This is a genomic window from Bradyrhizobium sp. 134, from assembly GCF_023074155.1.
In the GTDB taxonomy this organism is placed as follows: Bacteria; Pseudomonadota; Alphaproteobacteria; order Rhizobiales; family Xanthobacteraceae; genus Bradyrhizobium.
The window spans coordinates 339781-358416 of the sequence record NZ_JADPKX010000074.1; the positions used below are offsets into that span (position 1 = coordinate 339781).

At 65.5% G+C, this 18636-nt stretch carries 16 protein-coding genes and 1 other RNA gene; 4 read left to right on the forward strand and 13 right to left on the reverse strand.

The annotated features are described in order from the left end of the window. Positions 1 to 160: 160 nt before the first annotated feature. The 5 genes from murF to rsmH form a co-directional block, all read right to left on the reverse strand. Positions 161 to 1540, reverse strand: coding sequence for a UDP-N-acetylmuramoyl-tripeptide--D-alanyl-D-alanine ligase (murF, locus tag IVA75_RS31775; RefSeq protein WP_247287996.1), 1380 nt, complete (start codon positions 1538 to 1540; stop codon positions 161 to 163). Further along, complete coding sequence (locus IVA75_RS31780; protein ID WP_247287995.1) at positions 1537 to 3009, reverse strand: UDP-N-acetylmuramoyl-L-alanyl-D-glutamate--2,6-diaminopimelate ligase; 1473 nt, start codon at positions 3007 to 3009, stop codon at positions 1537 to 1539. Before IVA75_RS31780 ends, murF begins: the two co-directional genes overlap by 4 nt. Positions 3010 to 3093: 84 nt before the next feature. Further along, complete coding sequence (locus IVA75_RS31785) at positions 3094 to 4848, reverse strand: penicillin-binding protein 2 (RefSeq protein ID WP_247287994.1); 1755 nt, start codon at positions 4846 to 4848, stop codon at positions 3094 to 3096. Continuing rightward, positions 4845 to 5237, reverse strand: a complete 393-nt coding sequence (locus IVA75_RS31790) for a hypothetical protein (RefSeq protein ID WP_027570696.1) — start codon at positions 5235 to 5237, stop codon at positions 4845 to 4847. The genes IVA75_RS31785 and IVA75_RS31790 overlap by 4 nt, the downstream gene beginning before the upstream one ends. A 3-nt stretch (positions 5238 to 5240) precedes the next feature. Next, the gene (rsmH, locus tag IVA75_RS31795; protein WP_247287993.1) at positions 5241 to 6230 is read right to left on the reverse strand and encodes a 16S rRNA (cytosine(1402)-N(4))-methyltransferase RsmH; all 990 of its coding nucleotides are present in this window, start codon (positions 6228 to 6230) and stop codon (positions 5241 to 5243) included. 523 nt (positions 6231 to 6753) lie between these two features. On the opposite strand from rsmH, the gene IVA75_RS31800 reads away from it, so the two are divergent. Continuing rightward, positions 6754 to 7536, forward strand: a complete 783-nt coding sequence (locus IVA75_RS31800) for an N-acetylmuramoyl-L-alanine amidase (protein WP_035963407.1) — start codon at positions 6754 to 6756, stop codon at positions 7534 to 7536. Between the two features lie 62 nt (positions 7537 to 7598). Here the strand turns inward: IVA75_RS31800 and IVA75_RS31805 are convergent, their stop codons facing one another. Both IVA75_RS31805 and IVA75_RS31810 read right to left on the reverse strand, forming a co-directional pair. Beyond that, positions 7599 to 8831, reverse strand: coding sequence for an RNA polymerase sigma factor (locus IVA75_RS31805; protein ID WP_247287992.1), 1233 nt, complete (start codon positions 8829 to 8831; stop codon positions 7599 to 7601). A gap of 22 nt (positions 8832 to 8853) precedes the next feature. Further along, positions 8854 to 9207, reverse strand: coding sequence for a YciI family protein (locus tag IVA75_RS31810; protein ID WP_007600836.1), 354 nt, complete (start codon positions 9205 to 9207; stop codon positions 8854 to 8856). A gap of 149 nt (positions 9208 to 9356) precedes the next feature. Here IVA75_RS31810 and rnpB point away from each other — a divergent pair. Next, positions 9357 to 9787, forward strand: an RNA gene (gene rnpB / locus IVA75_RS31815) — RNase P RNA component class A. A gap of 112 nt (positions 9788 to 9899) precedes the next feature. Here rnpB and IVA75_RS31820 read toward each other — a convergent pair. Continuing rightward, a complete protein-coding gene (locus tag IVA75_RS31820) occupies positions 9900 to 10613 on the reverse strand; it encodes an alpha/beta hydrolase (RefSeq protein ID WP_247287991.1) in 714 nt (237 codons plus the stop codon). Between the two features lie 72 nt (positions 10614 to 10685). Continuing rightward, a complete protein-coding gene (locus IVA75_RS31825) occupies positions 10686 to 11150 on the reverse strand; it encodes a DUF983 domain-containing protein (RefSeq protein ID WP_256465193.1) in 465 nt (154 codons plus the stop codon). Between the two features lie 49 nt (positions 11151 to 11199). Between IVA75_RS31825 and IVA75_RS31830 the strand changes: the two genes are divergently transcribed. After that, the gene (locus IVA75_RS31830; protein WP_247287988.1) at positions 11200 to 12570 is read left to right on the forward strand and encodes a PLP-dependent aminotransferase family protein; all 1371 of its coding nucleotides are present in this window, start codon (positions 11200 to 11202) and stop codon (positions 12568 to 12570) included. 7 nt (positions 12571 to 12577) lie between these two features. Here IVA75_RS31830 and IVA75_RS31835 read toward each other — a convergent pair whose 3' ends face one another. Further along, a complete protein-coding gene (locus tag IVA75_RS31835) occupies positions 12578 to 12838 on the reverse strand; it encodes a hypothetical protein (protein ID WP_247287987.1) in 261 nt (86 codons plus the stop codon). 231 nt (positions 12839 to 13069) lie between these two features. Here IVA75_RS31835 and IVA75_RS31840 point away from each other — a divergent pair, with 231 nt between their 5' ends. Beyond that, a complete protein-coding gene (locus IVA75_RS31840; RefSeq protein WP_247287986.1) occupies positions 13070 to 13813 on the forward strand; it encodes a sulfite exporter TauE/SafE family protein in 744 nt (247 codons plus the stop codon). On the opposite strand, the gene IVA75_RS31845 is transcribed toward IVA75_RS31840, so the two are convergent. The 3 genes from IVA75_RS31845 to IVA75_RS31855 all read right to left on the reverse strand — a co-directional run bounded on the left by IVA75_RS31845 (position 13810) and on the right by IVA75_RS31855 (position 18418). Further along, positions 13810 to 15078 carry an O-antigen ligase family protein gene (locus IVA75_RS31845; protein ID WP_247287985.1) on the reverse strand — a complete coding sequence of 423 codons (1269 nt, stop codon included), beginning with the start codon at positions 15076 to 15078 and terminating at the stop codon, positions 13810 to 13812. The genes IVA75_RS31840 and IVA75_RS31845 overlap by 4 nt on opposite strands. Before the next feature lie 69 nt (positions 15079 to 15147). Continuing rightward, positions 15148 to 16554 (reverse strand): MATE family efflux transporter, encoded by a 1407-nt coding sequence (locus IVA75_RS31850; protein WP_247287984.1) that lies wholly within the window; start codon positions 16552 to 16554, stop codon positions 15148 to 15150. Between the two features lie 64 nt (positions 16555 to 16618). Continuing rightward, positions 16619 to 18418, reverse strand: coding sequence for an ABC transporter ATP-binding protein (locus IVA75_RS31855; protein ID WP_247359602.1), 1800 nt, complete (start codon positions 18416 to 18418; stop codon positions 16619 to 16621). Between the last annotated feature and the right edge of the window lie 218 nt (positions 18419 to 18636).

Below are 18636 nucleotides of genomic sequence, written 5' to 3' on the forward strand. Positions count from 1 at the left end.
ACGGTCCTATGGCGCCTTTGCACGCGCCTTGATCTTGGCCTTATCAACCTGTCTCACGCGCATTCGCTGGTCTTCATCCTGGGGTCGGGCGACCTCTAAAGAAAACGAACGGCTTCGCGCCGGAAAGGGTGGGATTCGGGAACAGCGCCTTCCAAGCAGTTTACGCCCTTGCCTGCAAGGCGGCCACTAGGCCCGGCACAAACTTGTTGACCCAGAACATCTTCTTGCTGCCCTTGACAACCACGACATCGCCTGCCCTCAGCAGATTTGCGACCTCGCCCGGCTTCAGCGTGACGGGGTCGTCGTGCCAGCCGAGACCCTTACCGGCTGGAAGCACCTCGAAGAGGTGACGCATCAGGGGCCCGACGCAATAGACGCCGTCGATGCCGTCGAGATGCCTGGCGAGATCGGTGTGATAGGCCGGCGCGCCGTCGCCCAGCTCCAGCATGTCGCCGAGCACCGCAATGCGGCGGCCGCCGGTCGTGTTGCGCGCCTGCAGACTTTGCAGCGCGGCAGCCACGCTGGCCGGATTGCCGTTAAAGCTGTCGTCGATCACGGTGACGCCGCCGACCGCCTGCTCGACGCCACGGCCGGTCATGATGCCGACCCGGTCGAGCTTGATCGCAAGCGTCGCCGCATCGAGGTTGGCCGCACGGATCGATGCGAGCGCGGCGAGCGCATTCTGAACGCGGTGCGGCGCGCCCGGCGTCAGGCTAAACGCGATCTCCTTCTTGCCGAGCGCGGCCACGACCTGCCAGCTGTCGCCATGTGGCGCGTGCGCGACCTCGTGCACCTCGGCTTTGTCGCCGAAGCGTATGACCTTGCCCTTCCAATCCGGCGCCCTGATCCCGGCGGGCAGCACCAGCACGCCTTCCGAAGGCAGGCCGAGGGCAATCGACACCTTCTCGCGGCGGATGGCCTCGAGCGAGCCAAGCTTCTCCAGATGCACCGGCTGGACGTTGACGACGAGCGCGACCGTCGGCCGCGTCAGTTCGCTGAGCCGCGCGATCTCGCCGGCCTGGTTCATGCCCATTTCGACGACCCAGAGAATGGCATCGGGCCGCGCATTGCACAGCGTCAGCGGCACGCCCCAGAAATTGTTGAAGCTCGACGGGCTGGCATAGGCATTGGGGTAGGCCGCGAGGAATTCCTTGGTGCTGGTCTTGCCCGCGCTGCCGGTGAGCCCGATCACCGGCCCGTTGAAGCGCGCGCGTGCCGCGCGCGCTAGACCCCAGAGACCGTCGATCAGCGTGTCCTTGACGACGATCTGGGGAATGCGGACGCCCGCGATCTCGTGCGGCACGATCATCGCGACCGCGCCCGAGGCTTCCGCCTTGTCCGCGAACTCCCAACCGTCACGCGCGCTGGCGAAGGCCGAGATGAAGCCGCCGCTCGGGGTGCCGCTCAGCGCCACGAACAGGCTGCCCGGTTTCACCAGCCGGCTGTCCTGGGTGACGAAGTCGATCGGCGTGTCCGGGAACGATCCGGCAGCGCCCAGCGCGCGCGCCACTTCGGCCACCGTCCATATGGGCGCGCTCATGTAATCCTCGACGCTAATGCGGCGGCGACCGCCTCGTGATCACTGAAGGGCAAAACCTCTCCGCCGACGATCTGCCCGGTCTCGTGGCCCTTGCCGGCGATGAGCAGCGCATCGCCATCTTCCAATTCCGCGATCGCGGTGCGGATCGCAACGGCGCGGTCGCCGATTTCGCGGGCACCCTTGGCGGCAGCGAGGATTTCGGCGCGAATGGATTCCGGCTTCTCGCTTCGCGGATTGTCGTCGGTGACGATGATGCCGTCGGCATTGCCAGCCGCGATCTCGCCCATGATCGGACGCTTGCCGGCATCGCGGTCGCCACCGGCGCCGAATACGACGACCAGCCTGCGCCTGGCGTAGGGACGCAGCGCCTGCAGCGCCTTCGCCAGCGCATCGGGCTTGTGCGCGTAATCGACGAAGATCGGCGCACCGTTGCGCTCGCCGACACGCTCCAACCGGCCTTTGGCGCCCTCGAGATGTTCGAGACTCGCAAACACGTCTGCGGCGTCGCTGCCGGTGCCGATGGCGAGACCGGCCGACACAAGCGCATTCTCGATCTGGAATTCGCCGACCAGCGGCAGCCGGACCGCATATCGCTTGCCGCGATGGTCGAGCGCGAGCACTTGCGAAAACCCTTCGACCTCCGCACCGGCGAGACGAATGCCCTCGCCCGCCCCGTCGCCGTTGCGACCGACCGCCATGACGCGCAAGCCGCGCGAATTCGCAGCACTGATCGCCTCCGCCGAGCAATCATGATCGGCGGAAATCACGGCCGCGCCCCCCGGCGGGACAAGTTCGCGAAACAGCCTGAGCTTGGCCGCGAGGTAATGCGCAACGGTCGGATGGTAATCCATGTGGTCGCGCGAGAGATTGGTGAAGCCGCCGGCGGACACGCGCACGCCGTCGAGGCGGTACTGATCGAGCCCGTGCGAGGAGGCCTCGAAGGCGAGATGCGTGACGCCCTCGCGCGCGATCTCGTCCAACTGCCGGTGCAGCGCGATCGGATCGGGCGTCGTCAGCGAGCCGTAGACGGTACGCTTCAGCGAGACCAGGCCGATGGTTCCGATACTGGCGGAGGCGTGCCCGAGCCGTTCCCATATCTGCCGGGTGAATGCGGCGACCGAGGTCTTGCCGCTGGTACCGGTCACCGCCGCAATTGTCGCGGGTTGCGCGGGAAAAAATCTTGCCGCGGCCAGCGCCAGCGCGCGGCGCGGATTGGCGACTGTGATGAACGGCACCTTGCAGCCATCAGGCGCATGGTCGCCGACGACCGCCACCGCGCCTGCGGCAATCGCGGCATCGATGAAGCGCGCACCGTCGGTCTTGCTGCCCGCAAGTGCGAAGAAGAGATCGCCTGGATTGACCGCGCGGCTGTCGAGGGCAACGCCGCTCACGTCGAGCGCCGCGACCGCGGGCTCGATTGCGGCGTCATTGCCCTGAACGTCCTGATCGAGGAGGTCGCGAAGCTTCATGGTCTTCCAGTCGACATGCCGGACCGGATCGCCGAATCTTCAGGGAAATCCCGACTCAGCAGCGGCAACGGCCCACCCGGTTGATTACTGGGTTGTCCTGGATGCTGCAAGAATAAGGCGCTCGGACGGCGGCAGGTCGAACCGCGGCTCGACGCCCAGAAGCGGCGCGATCCGCTCGATCACCTTGCCGCCGGTCGGCACCGCGTTCCAGCCCGAGGTGATGAAACCCTTCGTTTCGGGAATCGCCTGGGGCTCGTCCAGCATGATCAGGATCTGATATTTCGGATCGTCGCAGGGCATGATCGCGGTGAAGGAGTTGAGCACGCGCTTCTTGGCATAGCGGCCGTTGATGACCTTCTCGGACGTGCCGGTCTTGCCGCCGACATAGTAACCCTTGACGTCAGCGGTCTTGGCGGTGCCGATTTCGGCATTGAGCCGCATCAGGAACCGCATCTTGTCGCTGGTCTCCGTCCTGATGACGCGCTTGGCCATCGCCGCCGCTTCGGACTCGCTGCGCTTCATGAAGGTCGGCGGAATCAAATAGCCGCCGTTCACCAGCGCGTTGATGCCCATCACCGCCTGCAGCGGCGCCACCGACATGCCCTGGCCGAACGCAATGGTCACCGTGTTCAGCTCGCCCCAGCGGCGCGGTATCAGCGGAGCCGCGCTTTCCGGCAGTTCGGTGCGCAGCCGCGTCAGCTGGCCCATCTTGGCGAGGAATGCCTTGTGAGCCTCGACGCCCTGGCCGAGCGCGATCCGCGCGGCGCCGATATTGGACGAGAACGTGAACACTTCCTTGGTGTTGATGAAGCGTCCGAGCGGATGGCTGTCGTGGATGGTGAACTTGCCGTAGTGCAGGTTTCCGCGTGCATCCCACGACGTGTTCAAATTGATCTTGCCGGAATCGAGTGCCATCGCCAGCGTGAACGCCTTGAAGGTCGAGCCCATCTCGTAGACGCCGGTGGTCAGGCGATTGATGCGGTCGGGGTCGTGCGCTTCTTTCGGATTGTTGGGGTCGAAATCCGGAAGCGAGACCATCGCCACGATCTCGCCGGTCTTGACGTTGGAGACAATGCCGGAGGCTGCCTTGGTGTGGTATTTCTCCTTGGCCTTCAGCAGTTCGTCACGCAGTGCGTGCTCGACGCGCAGATCGACCGAGAGCTCGATCGGCTTTTGCAGCCGGTCGGTGGCAAAGCCCGCGCGGTGGAGATCGGCGAGCCCCTGATTGTCGAGCCACTTCTCCATGCCGGCGATGCCCTGGTTGTCGATGTTGACGAGACCGATGAGGTGGGCGACCTCGTTGCCGGTCGGATAGACGCGCTTGTTCTCGCGCAGGAAGCCGATGCCGGGAATGCCGAGCTTGTGGATGTCCTGCTGCTGCTTCGCCGTAATCTCCCGCTTGAGCCAGACGAAGCCCTTGCGCGTCTTCAGGCGCTCACGCACCTCGGCCTCGTCGAGGTCGGGCACGGTGGCGGTCAGAAGTTCGATTGCCTCGTCCTTGTCGATAATGCGGCGCGGCTCGCCGAACAGGCTCGACGCCTTGACGTCGGTCGCGAGGATCGCGCCATTGCGATCGACGATGTCGGGCCGCGCGGTCGCGACCACCTCCTGCGCCGCGGCGCGGCGCGCGCCGTGGGCGTCGGCGCCGATCGCGAACATCACGAGCCGGCCGCCGATCAGGGCGTAGACCGCGCCAAAGGCGAGCATCGCCAAGCCGACGCGCGCCCGCGCCTTGGCCGCGCGATCGACGTTGCGCCCGTACAGCAGGCTGCGGATCAGCCGTTGCCGCCAAGGCTCGGTCGGCTTTTCTGCAGGTTTGGCCGGGGTCACAGCACTCATGGCTTGTCCTCGGGCTGAGGCACGGAGCCCGTCACATTATCGGGATCGCTCGCGGCTTCGATGGTGTTGAGCATGGCGCCGATCGGATCCGGCTCGCCCGGCCTGAACATCCGCGGCGGACGCTCGGGCAAATTCTTCAGTGAGTCATACTGCGTGCCGTTGACCGGCTTGAGCTGCAGATGCCGGTCGGACAGGCCTTGCAGGCGCAGGGGGGCATCGAGCTTGGCCCATTCGGAGCGCAGCGCCGCGATCGCATCGCGCTGCTCGCGGATCTCCGCATGCAGACGCAATACCTTTTCGGTGCGCGCCGTGGAGTCCATCTTGATCCGGTAGACATGAGCCGCCGCGAAGATCAGCGCGCCGATGACGAGGAGGTGGATGAAGCGCATGCGCTAGCCACCTCTCATGACGTCGGAGAGTTTTGGCCAGGACGATTGCTCGCGATCGCCATGCGCGGGAGCCGAGGTGCGCTCGGCGGCGCGCAGTTTTGCCGACCGCGCGCGCGGGTTATGCGCGACTTCGTCCTCGCCCGCGATCACCGGCCGCCGCGTCAGCAGCTGGAAGCTCGGCACCGCCTGAGACACTTCCGGCAAATGGCGTGAGCCGCCACCTGTCTTGCTACGCTCAGCGAAGAAATTCTTGACGATGCGGTCTTCCAGCGAATGGAACGAGACGACCACGAGGCGACCACCGGGCTTTAGCACACGCTCGGCAGCGATGAGCGCGCTCTGGAGTTCCTCGAGCTCTTCGTTGACGAAGATGCGCAGGGCCTGGAACGTCCGCGTCGCCGGGTGAATATCGCCAGGCTTGGAACGAACCACCCTGCCGACGAGATCGGCGAGCGCGCGCGTGGTCGTGAACGGCGTCTCCTGACGGTCCGCGACGATGGCGCGGGCAATCCGGCGCGACTGCCGCTCTTCGCCGAGGAGATAAATGATGTCGGCGAGATCGCCTTCCGACGCGCGCGCGACGATGTCGGCCGCAGTCGGGCCTGCCTGCCCCATCCGCATGTCGAGCGGACCATCGAGGCGGAACGAGAAGCCACGGCCGCCCTGGTCGAGTTGCATCGAGGACACCCCGACGTCCATCACGACGCCGTTGACGCCTTCGAGGCCTTGCGCCGCGCAGACCTCGGCGAGGTTGGAGAAACGATCTTCAACGAGGGTCAGCCTGCCTGCGGAGCGGGCGACCAGCTCGGCGCCACCCTCGATCGCAGTACGGTCGCGATCAATGGCGATCACCCGGGTTCCCGGCACGTCGAGAATCGCGCGGCTGTAGCCGCCGGCGCCAAAGGTCGCGTCGATGTAAGTGCCACCTTCGCGTGGCGCGAGGTGGTCGATGGCCTCGCGGCCAAGAACGGGGATGTGCGGAACCGAGCTCATGCGCCAGGCCTGCCGATCGCCCCGCCGGACTCCCAAGTGAGATCGGGGACGAACAAGCTCATAACGCCTCGAATGATTCCGCGTCGCGGCGGTTCCACGACCCAACCCCCGTCCAACATGGTTACCGTGCCCGGCCGTCCCGGGCCACCAACCCAGTATTCCCCTTGGAATTTGTCGGGCAGCCATGGGATTTCGAGCCAAAATACGCTTTGGCCGCCTCCGGACGCGGGTCGGCTCTTCATCCCTCAGTAACGGCCCTTAGCGTTAAGAAAGCGTTGATCGGCTCGCGACAAGTCGAAAAGCTGACGCGGCGGTGATGCTTCATCCACACACATGCGCCAAAATGCATCCGTTAACCTCGTCGCGCGGTTGCGCACGTTGGAGGGTAAAGGAATAGTAAAGAGAAGGGCTTGGCCCACTCTCCGTCTGTCTCGAGCTGCTTATGTCGTCCGGTTCGTCCACGCCGTCTGGATCTGATTCGAAGCGTCAACGTGTTCTCCCGGTTCCCAAGGCCGCCGCGAACATGCGGACGTTCGAGCCGGATTCCTCGATCGTCTCCGACATCATCCCCTCACCGAACCATGGCGACCGTAACAAGGGCCGGCAGCCCGACATGATCGTGCTGCATTACACCGGCATGCCCGACGTCGAAGGTGCGCTGGCGCGGCTCTGCTCGGCAGGCACCGAGGTGTCGGCACATTATGTCGTGCTGGAAGACGGCCGCATCGTGCAATGCGTGCCGGAGGCCAGGCGCGCCTGGCATGCCGGCGTGTCCGCCTGGGCCGGCGAGGACGACATCAATTCCTGCTCGATCGGGATCGAGATCGTCAATCGCGGCCACGATTGGGGTTATCCGGAGTTTCCGCTGCGCCAGATCGCCGCCGTGATCGCGCTGTGCCGCGGCATCATGCTCCGCCGCAAGGTGCCCGCGCACCGGGTGCTCGGCCACTCCGACGTGGCGCCCGCGCGCAAGAAGGATCCCGGCGAAAAATTTCCGTGGCATTCGCTGGCCAATTCCGGCGTCGGCCATTGGGTCACGCCCGCGCCGGTGGTGCGCGGCGAGAGCCTGATGCTCGGCACCATCAGCGACGAGGTGCTGAGCCTGCAGCAGGCGCTCGCCAGATACGGCTACGGCGTTCCCCTCACCGGCAAATACGACGCCGCGACCATGGAAGTCGTCACCGCGTTCCAGCGCCATTTCCGCCCGGCGCGACTGGATGGGGTCGCGGATCACTCGACGCTGTCGACCTTGCAGGCACTGTTGGGGAGTCTCCCTCAGGAGACAACGGCCGTCGCGACGAAGTGACGACGACTGCCACACACCCCGTCATTGCGAGCGAAGCGAAGCAATCCAGGAGTATTGGGCAACTACTCCATCTCCCTCATCCTTCGCGCATAAAGTCGTCGCAGCGGCTCCAACTGCGTCGCCTCCGTCGCAGCGCGATAGGCCTCGCGCGCCTCCTCATTCCGGCCGAGCCGCCGCAATAGATCGGCCCGCACCGCCGGCAACAGCTCGTAGCCACGAAGCCCGCCGCGCGCAGTAGTCGCATCCACGAGATCGAGCGCACGTGCCGGCCCATCGACCATCGACACCGCCGCCGCATGGTTGAGCTCGATCACCGGCGACGGGTTGATGCGCAATAGTACTTCGTAGAGCCCGGCAATCTGCGGCCAGTCTGTCTGCTCATAGCTCGGCGCGCGCGCATGCAGCGCGGCGATCGCGGCTTGGACTGCATAGGGCTGCGGCCGGCCGGGCACGCGCAGTGCGTCGTCCACCAGACGGAGACCCTCCTCGATCTGTGCATGGTCCCACCGCGAACGATCCTGCTCTTCCAGCAGCACGATGTCGCCGGCGGCGGTCTGGCGCCCTGCGCGGCGCGCATCGTGCAGCAGCATCAGCGCCAGCAGGCCCTTGATCCCCGCGCGATCGGGTAACAGCCGGTCGAGCAAGCGGCCAAGCCGGATCGCCTCGGCCGCAAGATCGGGCCGCATCAAATCCGCACCTGACGTCGCCACATAGCCTTCGGTGAAGACCAGATAGATCACGGCAAGCACACCCTCGAGCCGCGGCACCAGCGTGTCGCGCTCGGGGACCTCATAAGGAATGCCGGCGAGCCGGATCTTCTGCTTGGCGCGGACGAGACGCTGCCCCATCGCCTCCTCAGTGACGAGGAAGGCGCGCGCGACCTGCGCCGTGGAGAGCCCGCAGACGGTGCGCAGCGTCAGCGCGACCTGGACTTCGGGCGCAAATGCGGGATGACAGCAGGTGAAGATCAGCCGCAGCATGTCGTCGTCGACCATCGCCGGCGGCTCGACGGGCGCCTGCGCGTTCAGCTCGAGCTCGTGCACGAGCGCCTGCTCCTTGCCACGGAAAACGGCCTGGCGCCTGATACGGTCGATCGCCTTGTGCCTGGCGACATTGACCAGCCAGGCACGCGCATTGTCGGGGACCTCGCACGCCGGCCAGCGCTCCAGTGCCACCGCAAAGGCGTCCTGGAGCGCGTCCTCGGCAAGATCGAAATCGCCGACGAGGCGGATCAGCGTGGCCAGCGCCCGCCCCGCCTCGTCGCGGAAGATCTTGTCGATCTCGGACAATGTCATATGTCGATGCGCGACTGCGCCTTCACTTGTCGTAGACCCAGATCGGCCGCACCTCGATCGAGCCGATGCGCGCCGACGGAATCCGCGACGCGATCTCGATCGCGGTATCGAGATCCTTGGCCTCCACGAGGTAATAGCCGCCGAGCTGCTCGCGCGTTTCGGCAAACGGGCCGTCGGTCGTCAGCGTCTTGCCATCGCGCACGCGCACGGTCGTCGCGGTCGTGGTCGGCTGCAGCCGGTCGCCGGCCTTGAAATTGCCGCTCTGGATGATGCCTTGCGTGAAGGTCTGATATTCCGCCGTCATCTGCTGGCCGGCCGCCGGACGCATATTCGCGTACTCGGCTTCGTTCTGGTAGATCATCAGCAAATACTGCATCGCTTAACTCCTGTTGCACGGCTGGATCGCCGACATCCAGTCGAACGGGACACGCGCCCAACGACATCTTCAGGATAAATTATTTCGGGCGAACCGTGCATGGCGTTATCGGCTTGCGGAACCGACACAAATGCTTCATGCGTAAGCCGTCAGTCGGCCGGACGGCCGCTCCGGCAAGTGCCGAAAGGCCGCCGGGGAGGAAAGTCCGGGCTCCCTTGACATACGGTGCCGGATAACGTCCGGCGGGGGCGACCCCAGGGAAAGTGCCACAGAGAACGAACCGCCCGCCGTAGCAGCGCAAGCTGCGTAGGCAGGTAAGGGTGAAAAGGTGCGGTAAGAGCGCACCGCGGCTGCGGCAACGGAGCCGGCATGGTAAACCCCACCGGGAGCAAAACCGAATAGGGACGGCGTAGCGGGCTGTTCGCGAAAGCGATAACGCCGCGGGGCGATGTCAGGCCCGCCGTCCGGGTAGGTTGCTCGAGGCCCTGTGCGAACATGGTCCCAGAGGAATGGCCGTCACGTGTCGTTCGCGCAAGCGGACGGTGCCTTACAGAACCCGGCTTACAGGCCGGCTGATATTCTAAAGCGTTTTCGAGCGAAGTGGTTTTCCGGTTCGCGTGAAGAAAACGTGTCTTCCCAAGAAGTGACGAGGGGCTCGGTGTTAATGCATCGGGCCCCTCACCATTTTGGCTTTATCCGACGATCTTCTCCAGGACCGCCATCAACGCCTCCGGCGCCGTGACATTCGGTGCATGGCTCGCGTCGAGTTCGAAAGTGCGCCAGCCATCCTCGCTCTTGGTGCGCTTCGCAAACTGCCCGAACACGTCGCCCGGCGGAATGCGCGTGCAATAGATGTAGCTGCGCGGCATCACCGGCTCGCCATGTTCGAGCTTCAGCTTCGTCTCGAAACATTTGATCGGCATGTTGATCCGGCGCGCGTTGAGCCAGTCGAGATCGGCCTGCGGCGTGTCCGGCGGCGGCGGGTTCGGCGGGATGCGGTAGCCGTCGCCTGAGCTTGCAGCCTTGCGCATCGGCTCGCGCCCGCCCTCATGGAGATCGAACAGCGATTGGCCGTCACGCGGCACGAAGGCGTCGAGGTAGATCAATTGCGTCACCCGCTCGCGCGCGCGATCGGCGACGCCGGTGGCGACCATGCCGCCATAGCTGTGGCCGAGCAGCACGATGTCCTCCAGGTCCTCGAACCTGATGACATTGAGAATGTCCTGGATATGCGTATCGAGATCGATCGCGGGACTGGCCAGATGCGCGCGCTCGCCGAGGCCGGTATAGGTCGGCGCAATCAGGCGATGGCCGGCCTGCGCCATCAGCGGATGCATCTTCTTCCAGGCCCACCCGCCGGACCACGCGCCGTGACAAAGCAGGAAGGTTTTTGAGCGTGCGACCATCGGCGTTTCCATCGTTCTTGTTTGTACGATGGAGTGTAGCGGCCGGTCTCGCGATGTAAACGCTACGGCCCCTTAAGCCGCGCGCGTGTTCACCTCGACGAAAACGGGTGCACCCTGACCAGCTTCGCGCCGCAGCTTGCCCGCCTCAAAACCGTGCATGCCGATCTGCCATTGCAGCCCGACGATGGCGCCCTTGGTCGGCTGCAGCAGCGCAAGCGAAGCGAACAAGGTCACCGGCAGCCACACCGCCAGTTGCAGCCAGACGGCCGGCGCATAGGCGGTCTCGACCGCGAGGATTGCCGGCACCACGAGATGGCCGACGACGACCATCACGAGATAGGCCGGGAAATCGTCGGCGCGCTGGTGAAACAGCTCCTCGCCGCAATGGTCGCAGGTATCCGCCACCTTCAGGAAACGGCCGAACGCGTGCCCCTCGCCGCAATTGGGGCATTTGCCCAAGAAACCGCGCCACATCGCTTTCGTGAGAGAGACTGAACCGGTCGCCATGACCCCACCTCTTCCTTTTCTACGATCCATACAATAAGATCTTGCATCCATACATTCAAAGGATATGGACCTTAATTGCATGGATTGGACTCCTACAATCTCGGAGCTGAGCGGGCCGCGCTATCAGCGCATCGTCGAGGCCATGGAGGCCGACATCGCCGCCGGCCGGCTGGTGCGCGGCCAACAATTGCCGACGCAGCGGGCGCTGGCAAAGGCGCTCGGCATCGATCTCACCACGGTGACGCGCGCCTACACCGAGGCGCGGCGCCGCGGCATCATGGAGGCCCGGGTCGGCCAAGGCTCGTTCGTGTCGGAGACCAGCGCGCGCCGCGCGGTCGATCTGCCGCATCCCGTCGCGATCGACCTCTCGATGAACGTGCCGCCGCAACCTCTCGAAGCGCAACTCGACGAGCGCATCATCGCCGGGATGGAAGCCATCCGCGCGCAATCGGGCCTGACGGCGCATCTCAACTACCAGCCGCCCGGCGGCAGCGCACACGAGCGCGAGGTCGCCGCGCGATGGATGCGCGCACGCGTGCCGCATGCGCATGCCGACAGGCTCGTGATCTTTCCCGGCGCGCAGACGATCCTGTTCAGCCTGCTCGCCCACCTCGCCCGGCCCGGCGACGTGGTGCTGACGGAGGCGCTCACCTTTCCCGGCATCAAGGCCGCCGCGGCGCGGCTCGGCGTCAAGCTCGTCGGCGTCGCCATGGACGACGGCGGCATCCTGGCCGACGCGCTGGCGAAGGCCTGCCGCACGCATAGACCGAAAGCGGTCTATCTCATTCCGACGCTGCACAATCCGACCACCGCGACGCTTCTCCCCGAGCGCCGCAGCGCCATCGCAAGGATCATCAACGATTCCAATACGATTCTGATCGAGGACGACGCCTACGGGCTGCTCGATCGGTCGGCATCGCCGATCGCCAATCTCATTCCGGAACGGACATATCTCGCAACCACGCTGTCAAAATGCATCGCGCCCGCGCTGCGAGTCGCCTATCTGGTGACGCCCGACAGCAGCTCGCAGCGGGAGATGCGCAGCTCTTTGCAGGCGACGGTGCAGATGCCGGCACCACTGATGGTCGCGCTGGTGACGCATTGGATCGAGACCGGCATCGCCGACCGCATCATCACCGCGATCAGGAGCGAGGCCGTCGGCCGGCAGCAGCTCGCGCAACGCGCGCTCAAAGGCTTCGAGTTCCAGGCCAAGTCCGCCGCTCACCATCTATGGCTGCGGCTGCCCAAGGACCGTCCCGACGTCGCGGCACATCTGCTGCGGAATGGACTGGCAGTCGTCGCCGGCGAGGCCTTCACCGTCGACGGGACCGCGCCACACGCGGCACGCGTTTCGCTAGGCGCGGCGCGCAACAGGGCGGAATTGACGGAGGCGCTGCGCATCCTGGTCGGCGCGCTGCACAGGCCCGCCGACACCAGACAGATCGTCTAGCAATAGCCTATTGATGCTGGCGGCGATGCCGCGAGCGCACGACCGGCGCGACGGGAGACGGATAGGCCGCATAGGCTTCGCTCGGCGCGAAGGACTGGCCGCGAGCCCCGCGCGCGGCGGGCGTGAGCTGGCCGCCATTCAGAACGTCGCGGTCCGGATGGGCAGCCTGATAGGCCGCAGGCTCGGAAAACTGGGCCTGCGCCATTGTCGGCATCAAGGCCGCCGCCGACATCAGCGCGGCCGCGACGGCAATCTTCGTGCGGGTCATCGTCCTTCTCCATATGCTCATTCGGGAGTCTGGCCGATCGAACCGCATGATGGCGTCGAGCGGGCCCCCAGGTTGAAGTACGAGCATCATGTAGCCCTGTCTTTCGCGAACGCCCGCCGCTGGGGATCACGCTTGCGTGCGGTTTTGAAATTGACCTGCACGGCCGCAGCTGTGCTATGCGAGCGACGGCGATCAACAGTTCGGGATCGCCCAGGCGACAGGGACAATCTGTTGGAAATACTCACCTACGCGCTGCTGCTGCTCGGCGCACTGGCCGGGGGCTTCGTCTCGGGCCTTGCCGGATTCGGCACGGCGCTGATGGCACTCGGCATCTGGCTCTACGTGCTGCCGCCCTCGCTCGCGGTGCCGCTGGTGCTGATCTGCTCGGTGATCGCGCAGAGCTCGACGCTGCCGTCGATGTGGAAGAGCTTTGATCTCTCGCTGGTCTGGCCGTTCCTGATTGGAGGACTGATCGGCGTGCCGCTGGGCACCATGCTGGTCGCCTCCGCCGATCCAAAAGTGTTCAAGCTGAGCGTCGGCGTGCTGATCCTGGTGTTTTCAACCGCTCTCTATCTGAACAAGCAGCCGCTCGCCGTCACCTTCGGCGGCCGCATTGCCGACGGCGCGATCGGCTTTGCCGGCGGCATATTAGGTGGCCTTGCCGGACTGTCGGGGCCGCTTCCGATCCTGTGGGCCAACATCCGCGGCTGGAACAAGCACGAGCGGCGCGGCATCTTCCAGCTCTTCAATTTCACCGTGCTGGCCGCCGCTTTGGTGTTGCAGACGGCCTCGGACCTCGTCGCGTTCAAGGTCGTCTGGCTTGCGGTGATCGCATTTCCGGGCACGCTGATCGGCGCATGGGCCGGCGCGCGCGTCTACCACGCGTTGAGCGACAAGCATTTTGGCGATGTCGTGCTCGGTCTCTTGTTCCTGTCGGGCCTCGGCCTGGTCTGGAACAGTTTGGGCACGCACTAGCTTCGTATTGTCTTCGCGGCGAGCGCCATGCCGCCGGCAATTCCGACGCCAAGCACGTAGATCCAGCCCTCGGCGAAATCGAACAGATGCGAGTTGAGCAGCGAGGACAGCATGTTCTGCACCACGACCAGGAGGCCGACCCAGCACGCCAGCCCCTCGCCGCGAAACAGCGAGAGGTGCGCGAACCAGAGCGCGTAGAGGATCACGACGCCCAACGCGCCCCATTGCACGGCGACATTGAGCGTCTGGTTGTGGGGATCACCGACGATTTCCGCCCGAACCCCGCTCTCGCCGACAGCCGCGCGCGCGAACAGGCCGCGGATCGCGCCGGTGCCGTGACCGAGCAGCGGCGCGTCCGCGGTGAATGCCAGCGATTTGCGCCAGAACTCCAGTCGCGATCCCATGCCGCTGACGTCGTTGCCGACGATGCTGACCTCGTAGTCTCCGCTGAATTTGGCGACGGTCGTGCGCAGATGCGGCGAGGCGCTCCACAACGTCAAGGCCAACAGCCCCATCGCACCGACGGCGAGCAGCGCGGTGCGGCGGCGCAAATGCAAGAGCGCGAAGACCACGATCAGGATCGGCAGCGTCACCAGCGCCGTGCGCGAGACCACGACGAACATCATGTTGGCGAGGAATCCAATCGCGAGCGCCACGAACAGCGCCGCGCTACGGTAGCGGCCTCGTCGTAGCAGCGACACGGTGGGATAAACCAGCGCGATCGCACAGAGCGCGAATTCCTGGCTCTGGTCGATATAATTGCGCACCGCGATCCCGCTTTCGACCTTGTAAGGCCCGCGCGACAGATAGAGTTTCAGCGACAGTGCGGGATCGGCGGCGACGGCAAAGGAATAGAGCATCAGCGCCGTGCACGACACCAGGAACGCGGAAAACACCCAGCCGCCAAACGGCCAGCGCTCGAACTGGTAGATCAGGAGCGGAATCACCAGCAGCTTCGCTGCCGGGCCGATCGCATGGATTCGGTCCGGCCACGGCGCATCCGACCAGAGCGTGCCGATGGCGGCGAGTGCGACCAGCGCAATCGGCAGCAGGCAGATCGGCCGAAGCAGCGAACGCGGAAATTCGCGAAGGTCGAGGAACGCGAACGCGATCAGCCAGGGAATGAGCGCGAAAATGAGCCCGGTCGTGGTCCATGGCAACAGCAACGCAATCAGCGCGACGAAGCGGGCTGGCGTGCGATAGCGTGCCGCCCAGATCGCGGAGAGCCAGGAATTGGGCCGCTGCTCGTACAACACTCCGGTCATTTGGCCCCTGCAGGCGATCCCCACGGCGCGGCAAGTTTGCCGGAGCCGTGGGGCGGGGACAAGCGATCGCTACGCCGGCGCGCGTACAGGAGACGCCACGGGCTCCGGCGCAGCCTGCTCCGGGGATTCCTCGTGTCGGAGCATGACAAGGCGCTTCCTGAATTCACGCCGTAGCAGCCACAAGCTCAGGGCCGCCTGCAGCGTGGTTGCCGCGATCGACAGGTACCAGACGTGCTCGATCCGGAAACCCGGCCGCGTCGACAGCCAGATCGCCGGCAGCGAATAGGTGAGCACGCGCGTTGCCGAACTCCACAGCACCGGCTTGGTATTGCCAAGGCCCTGGAACATGCTCGAGCAGGTGAAGATCACGCCCTGCGCCACCATGTTGAGCGAGATGATCCGCAGGAACAGGAACGCGATCTCCATGGTTTCCCGATCGTTCGAGAACCCCGCGAGCAGGAGCTGCGGCTTCGACTGCGCGAGGCACATGAAGCCGATCATCACGACACTGGTGATCAGCGCCGCCTTGACGAAGGTTTCGCGCACGCGCTCGCCTTTTCCGGCGCCCATGTTCTGGCCGGCGATCGGCCCGGCGGCGAGCGCAACTGCAAGGGCCGGCATCTGGATCAGGCCCAGGACCCGTTGTCCGATCCCGAAACCGGCCTGCGCCGCCGCACCGAAATCGCGCAGCACGAAATAGACCACCGCCATGAGGATGAACATCATCGCGAACTCGCCGCCGGCAGGCAGACCGACATTGAGGATGCGCTTCAGATGCTGCGCCTGCGGACGCCACTGCGCCGGATTAAAGGCGACATAGCGTTCGACCTTGCGAAAATAGGCAAGCAGCATCACGACGCCGATCAACACCGCGATCGAGCTCGCCAGCCCCGCACCGGCAACGCCGAGCGCATGGTCCGTGCCCAAGCCCGCGATCAGAACCGGCGCCAGCGCGATGTTGATGGCCACCGCAAGCGCCTGCACCAGCATCGTGGGACGCACGATGCCGGTGGCGCGCAGCGCGGATCCCATCACCTGGCTCGCGAATTGCAACGCGAGCGCCGGCATGAACCACAGCAGATACGTGGTCCCCGCCTCGATCGTGGCTTCGTCCGCGGCGATCGCATGCATGTAGGCGCGCGACAGCGCCGCGCCTGCGACCAGGGTCAACAGTCCGAACAGCACCGACAGCACGATCGTCTGATTGAAGATCAAATTGGCATCCGGCCGATCCTTGCGTCCCACGGCATGCGCGATCAACGACACCGCGCCGACGCCGAGCACCTGCATCAGCGCGTTGATGAGAAAGCCGGCATTGCCGGCCGCCGCCACGCCCGCGACCGCGGCATCGCCCAAGCCCGAGACGAAGTACAGATCGACCAGCTGGCAAAGCATGATCGTGACCATACCGACCATGATCGGCGGCGCCATGCCCAGAATGTGCTTCGCGATGGAGCCGTTGGTCAGGTCTTTCATGTCACCCATCCTTGACCGATTCTTCGGCGACGCGGCCGACATTGGTCCGCCGGCCGCGCGTCACTCATTCCGCTGCTGCGATCTGTCCGAGCTCCACCACCTGGCGCTCGAACAGCCCGCGATAGATGCCGCCGGGCTTGGCTGCGAGCTTGGCATGGGTGCCTTGCTCGACGATCTCGCCGCGGTCGAACACCAGGATGCGATCGAGGCTCTTCACCGTCGACAGCCGGTGCGCGATCACGATCGAGGTCCGGCCTCTCATCAGCCGCTCCATCGCCTGCTGGATCAGCGCCTCGGATTCCGAATCGAGGCTCGAGGTCGCTTCGTCCAGGATCAGCACCGGCGCATCGGCCAGGAAGGCACGCGCCAGCGCCACGCGCTGCTGCTCGCCGCCGGAGAGCTTGACGCCGCGCTCGCCGACCAGCGTGCCGTAGCCCTTAGGCAGGCGCACGATGAAGTCGTGCGCGTTGGCCAGCCGTGCCGCCTGCTCGATCGCCTCCAGGCTGGCGCCGGGCCGGCCATAGGCAATGTTCTCGGCGAGCGAGCGGTGGAACAGGATCGGGTCCTGCTGCACGATCGCGATCTGGCTGCGCAACGAGTGCTGCGTGGCCTTGGCGATGTCTTGCCCATCGATCAGAACGCGGCCGCCGGTGACGTCGTAGAGCCGCTGCACCAGCTTGACGAAGGTGGTCTTGCCGGAGCCGGAGCGGCCGACGAGACCGACGCGTTCGCCGGCGCGGATCGTGACCGACAGTCCGTCATAGAGCGGCGCGTGATGGCCGCCGTAATGGAACGTCACGTCGTCGAACACGAGCTCGCCGCGCTCGATCGCGATCGGCCGCGCGTCCGTCGCATCCGCAATCCCGATCGGCTCGTCGTGGATCGCCACCAGCTCCTCCATGTCGTTGACCGAGCGCTGCAGGTTGTTGATGTGCATTCCGACGTCGCGCAAATAGGCATGGATGACGTAATAGCTCGTCAGCACATAGGTGACGTCGCCGGGCGAGGCCTGCCCCGACATCCACAGCAGCACGGCACCGCCGATCACGGAGGCGCGCAGGGCCAGCAACACCGAGAGCTGCGCCAGATTGGTGTAGTTGTAGCGCAGCCAGGTCCGCCGCACGCGCACGCGCCAGCGGTTGACGACATGGGCAAGCCGCGCATCCTCGCGCGCCTCCGCGCCGAAAGATTTCACCACGGCGTTGCAGGTCAGCGCATCCGCCAGTGTGCCGCCGACCTTGGTGTCCCAGGCATTGGAGACGCGCGCGGCCGGCGCGATGTAGCGCGTCGAGAACAGCACCGTCATCGTGACATAGGCCAGCGCGCCGAGCGCGATCACCGCGCCAAGCGAGGCCCAGTGCACGCCGAGCAGGATCATCGACCCGATCAGCACCAGCAGCGACGGCGCCAGCGCCATCAAGATGGTGTCGTTCAACAGGTCGAGCGCCCACATGCCGCGGGTGACCTTGCGCACCGTGGATCCCGCGAAGGAGTTGGCGTGCCAGTCGGTCGAGAACCGTTGCACGCGCATGAAGGCTTCCTGCGCGACCTCGGACATGATCTTCAGCGAGAACGGCACGATGGCCTGGAGGCCGGTCAGCCGCAGCACCATGGACGCTGCGCCCAGCGCCACGATACCGCCCAATGCCATCAGCGCCGCGTGACGCGCGGCGGGATCGGATGGGCCGCGCGTCAGGGCGTCGACCAGATGTCCGGAGAAGACTGGCATGAACAGGTCGGCGATGGTCGCACCCAACAAGCCGCCGGCCACGACGAGGGTACGCCCCGGCTGCTTCAGCCAGTGCCGGAACACGAAGGGCAGCACCACGCGTATCGCCGCGGGCCTTTTTGACAGAGCGGTCATGGCATCATCCGGCCGCTTATGCCGCGGGCCGGCTCCATTGATGGACGCAGGTCGGCCGCCAGGGCCGAGACGGCGTCACTTGAAGTTGGTTTTGGACTTGGGGAGCGGAGCGATCGGGACTGGAAGCCCAATCGAAGCTGGCGGAAGAGGCCTCTAGGAGGCCGAGCAGATACCGAGCCAGAACATCATCGAGCGCGGGCGTGCGATCTGCGAATGCG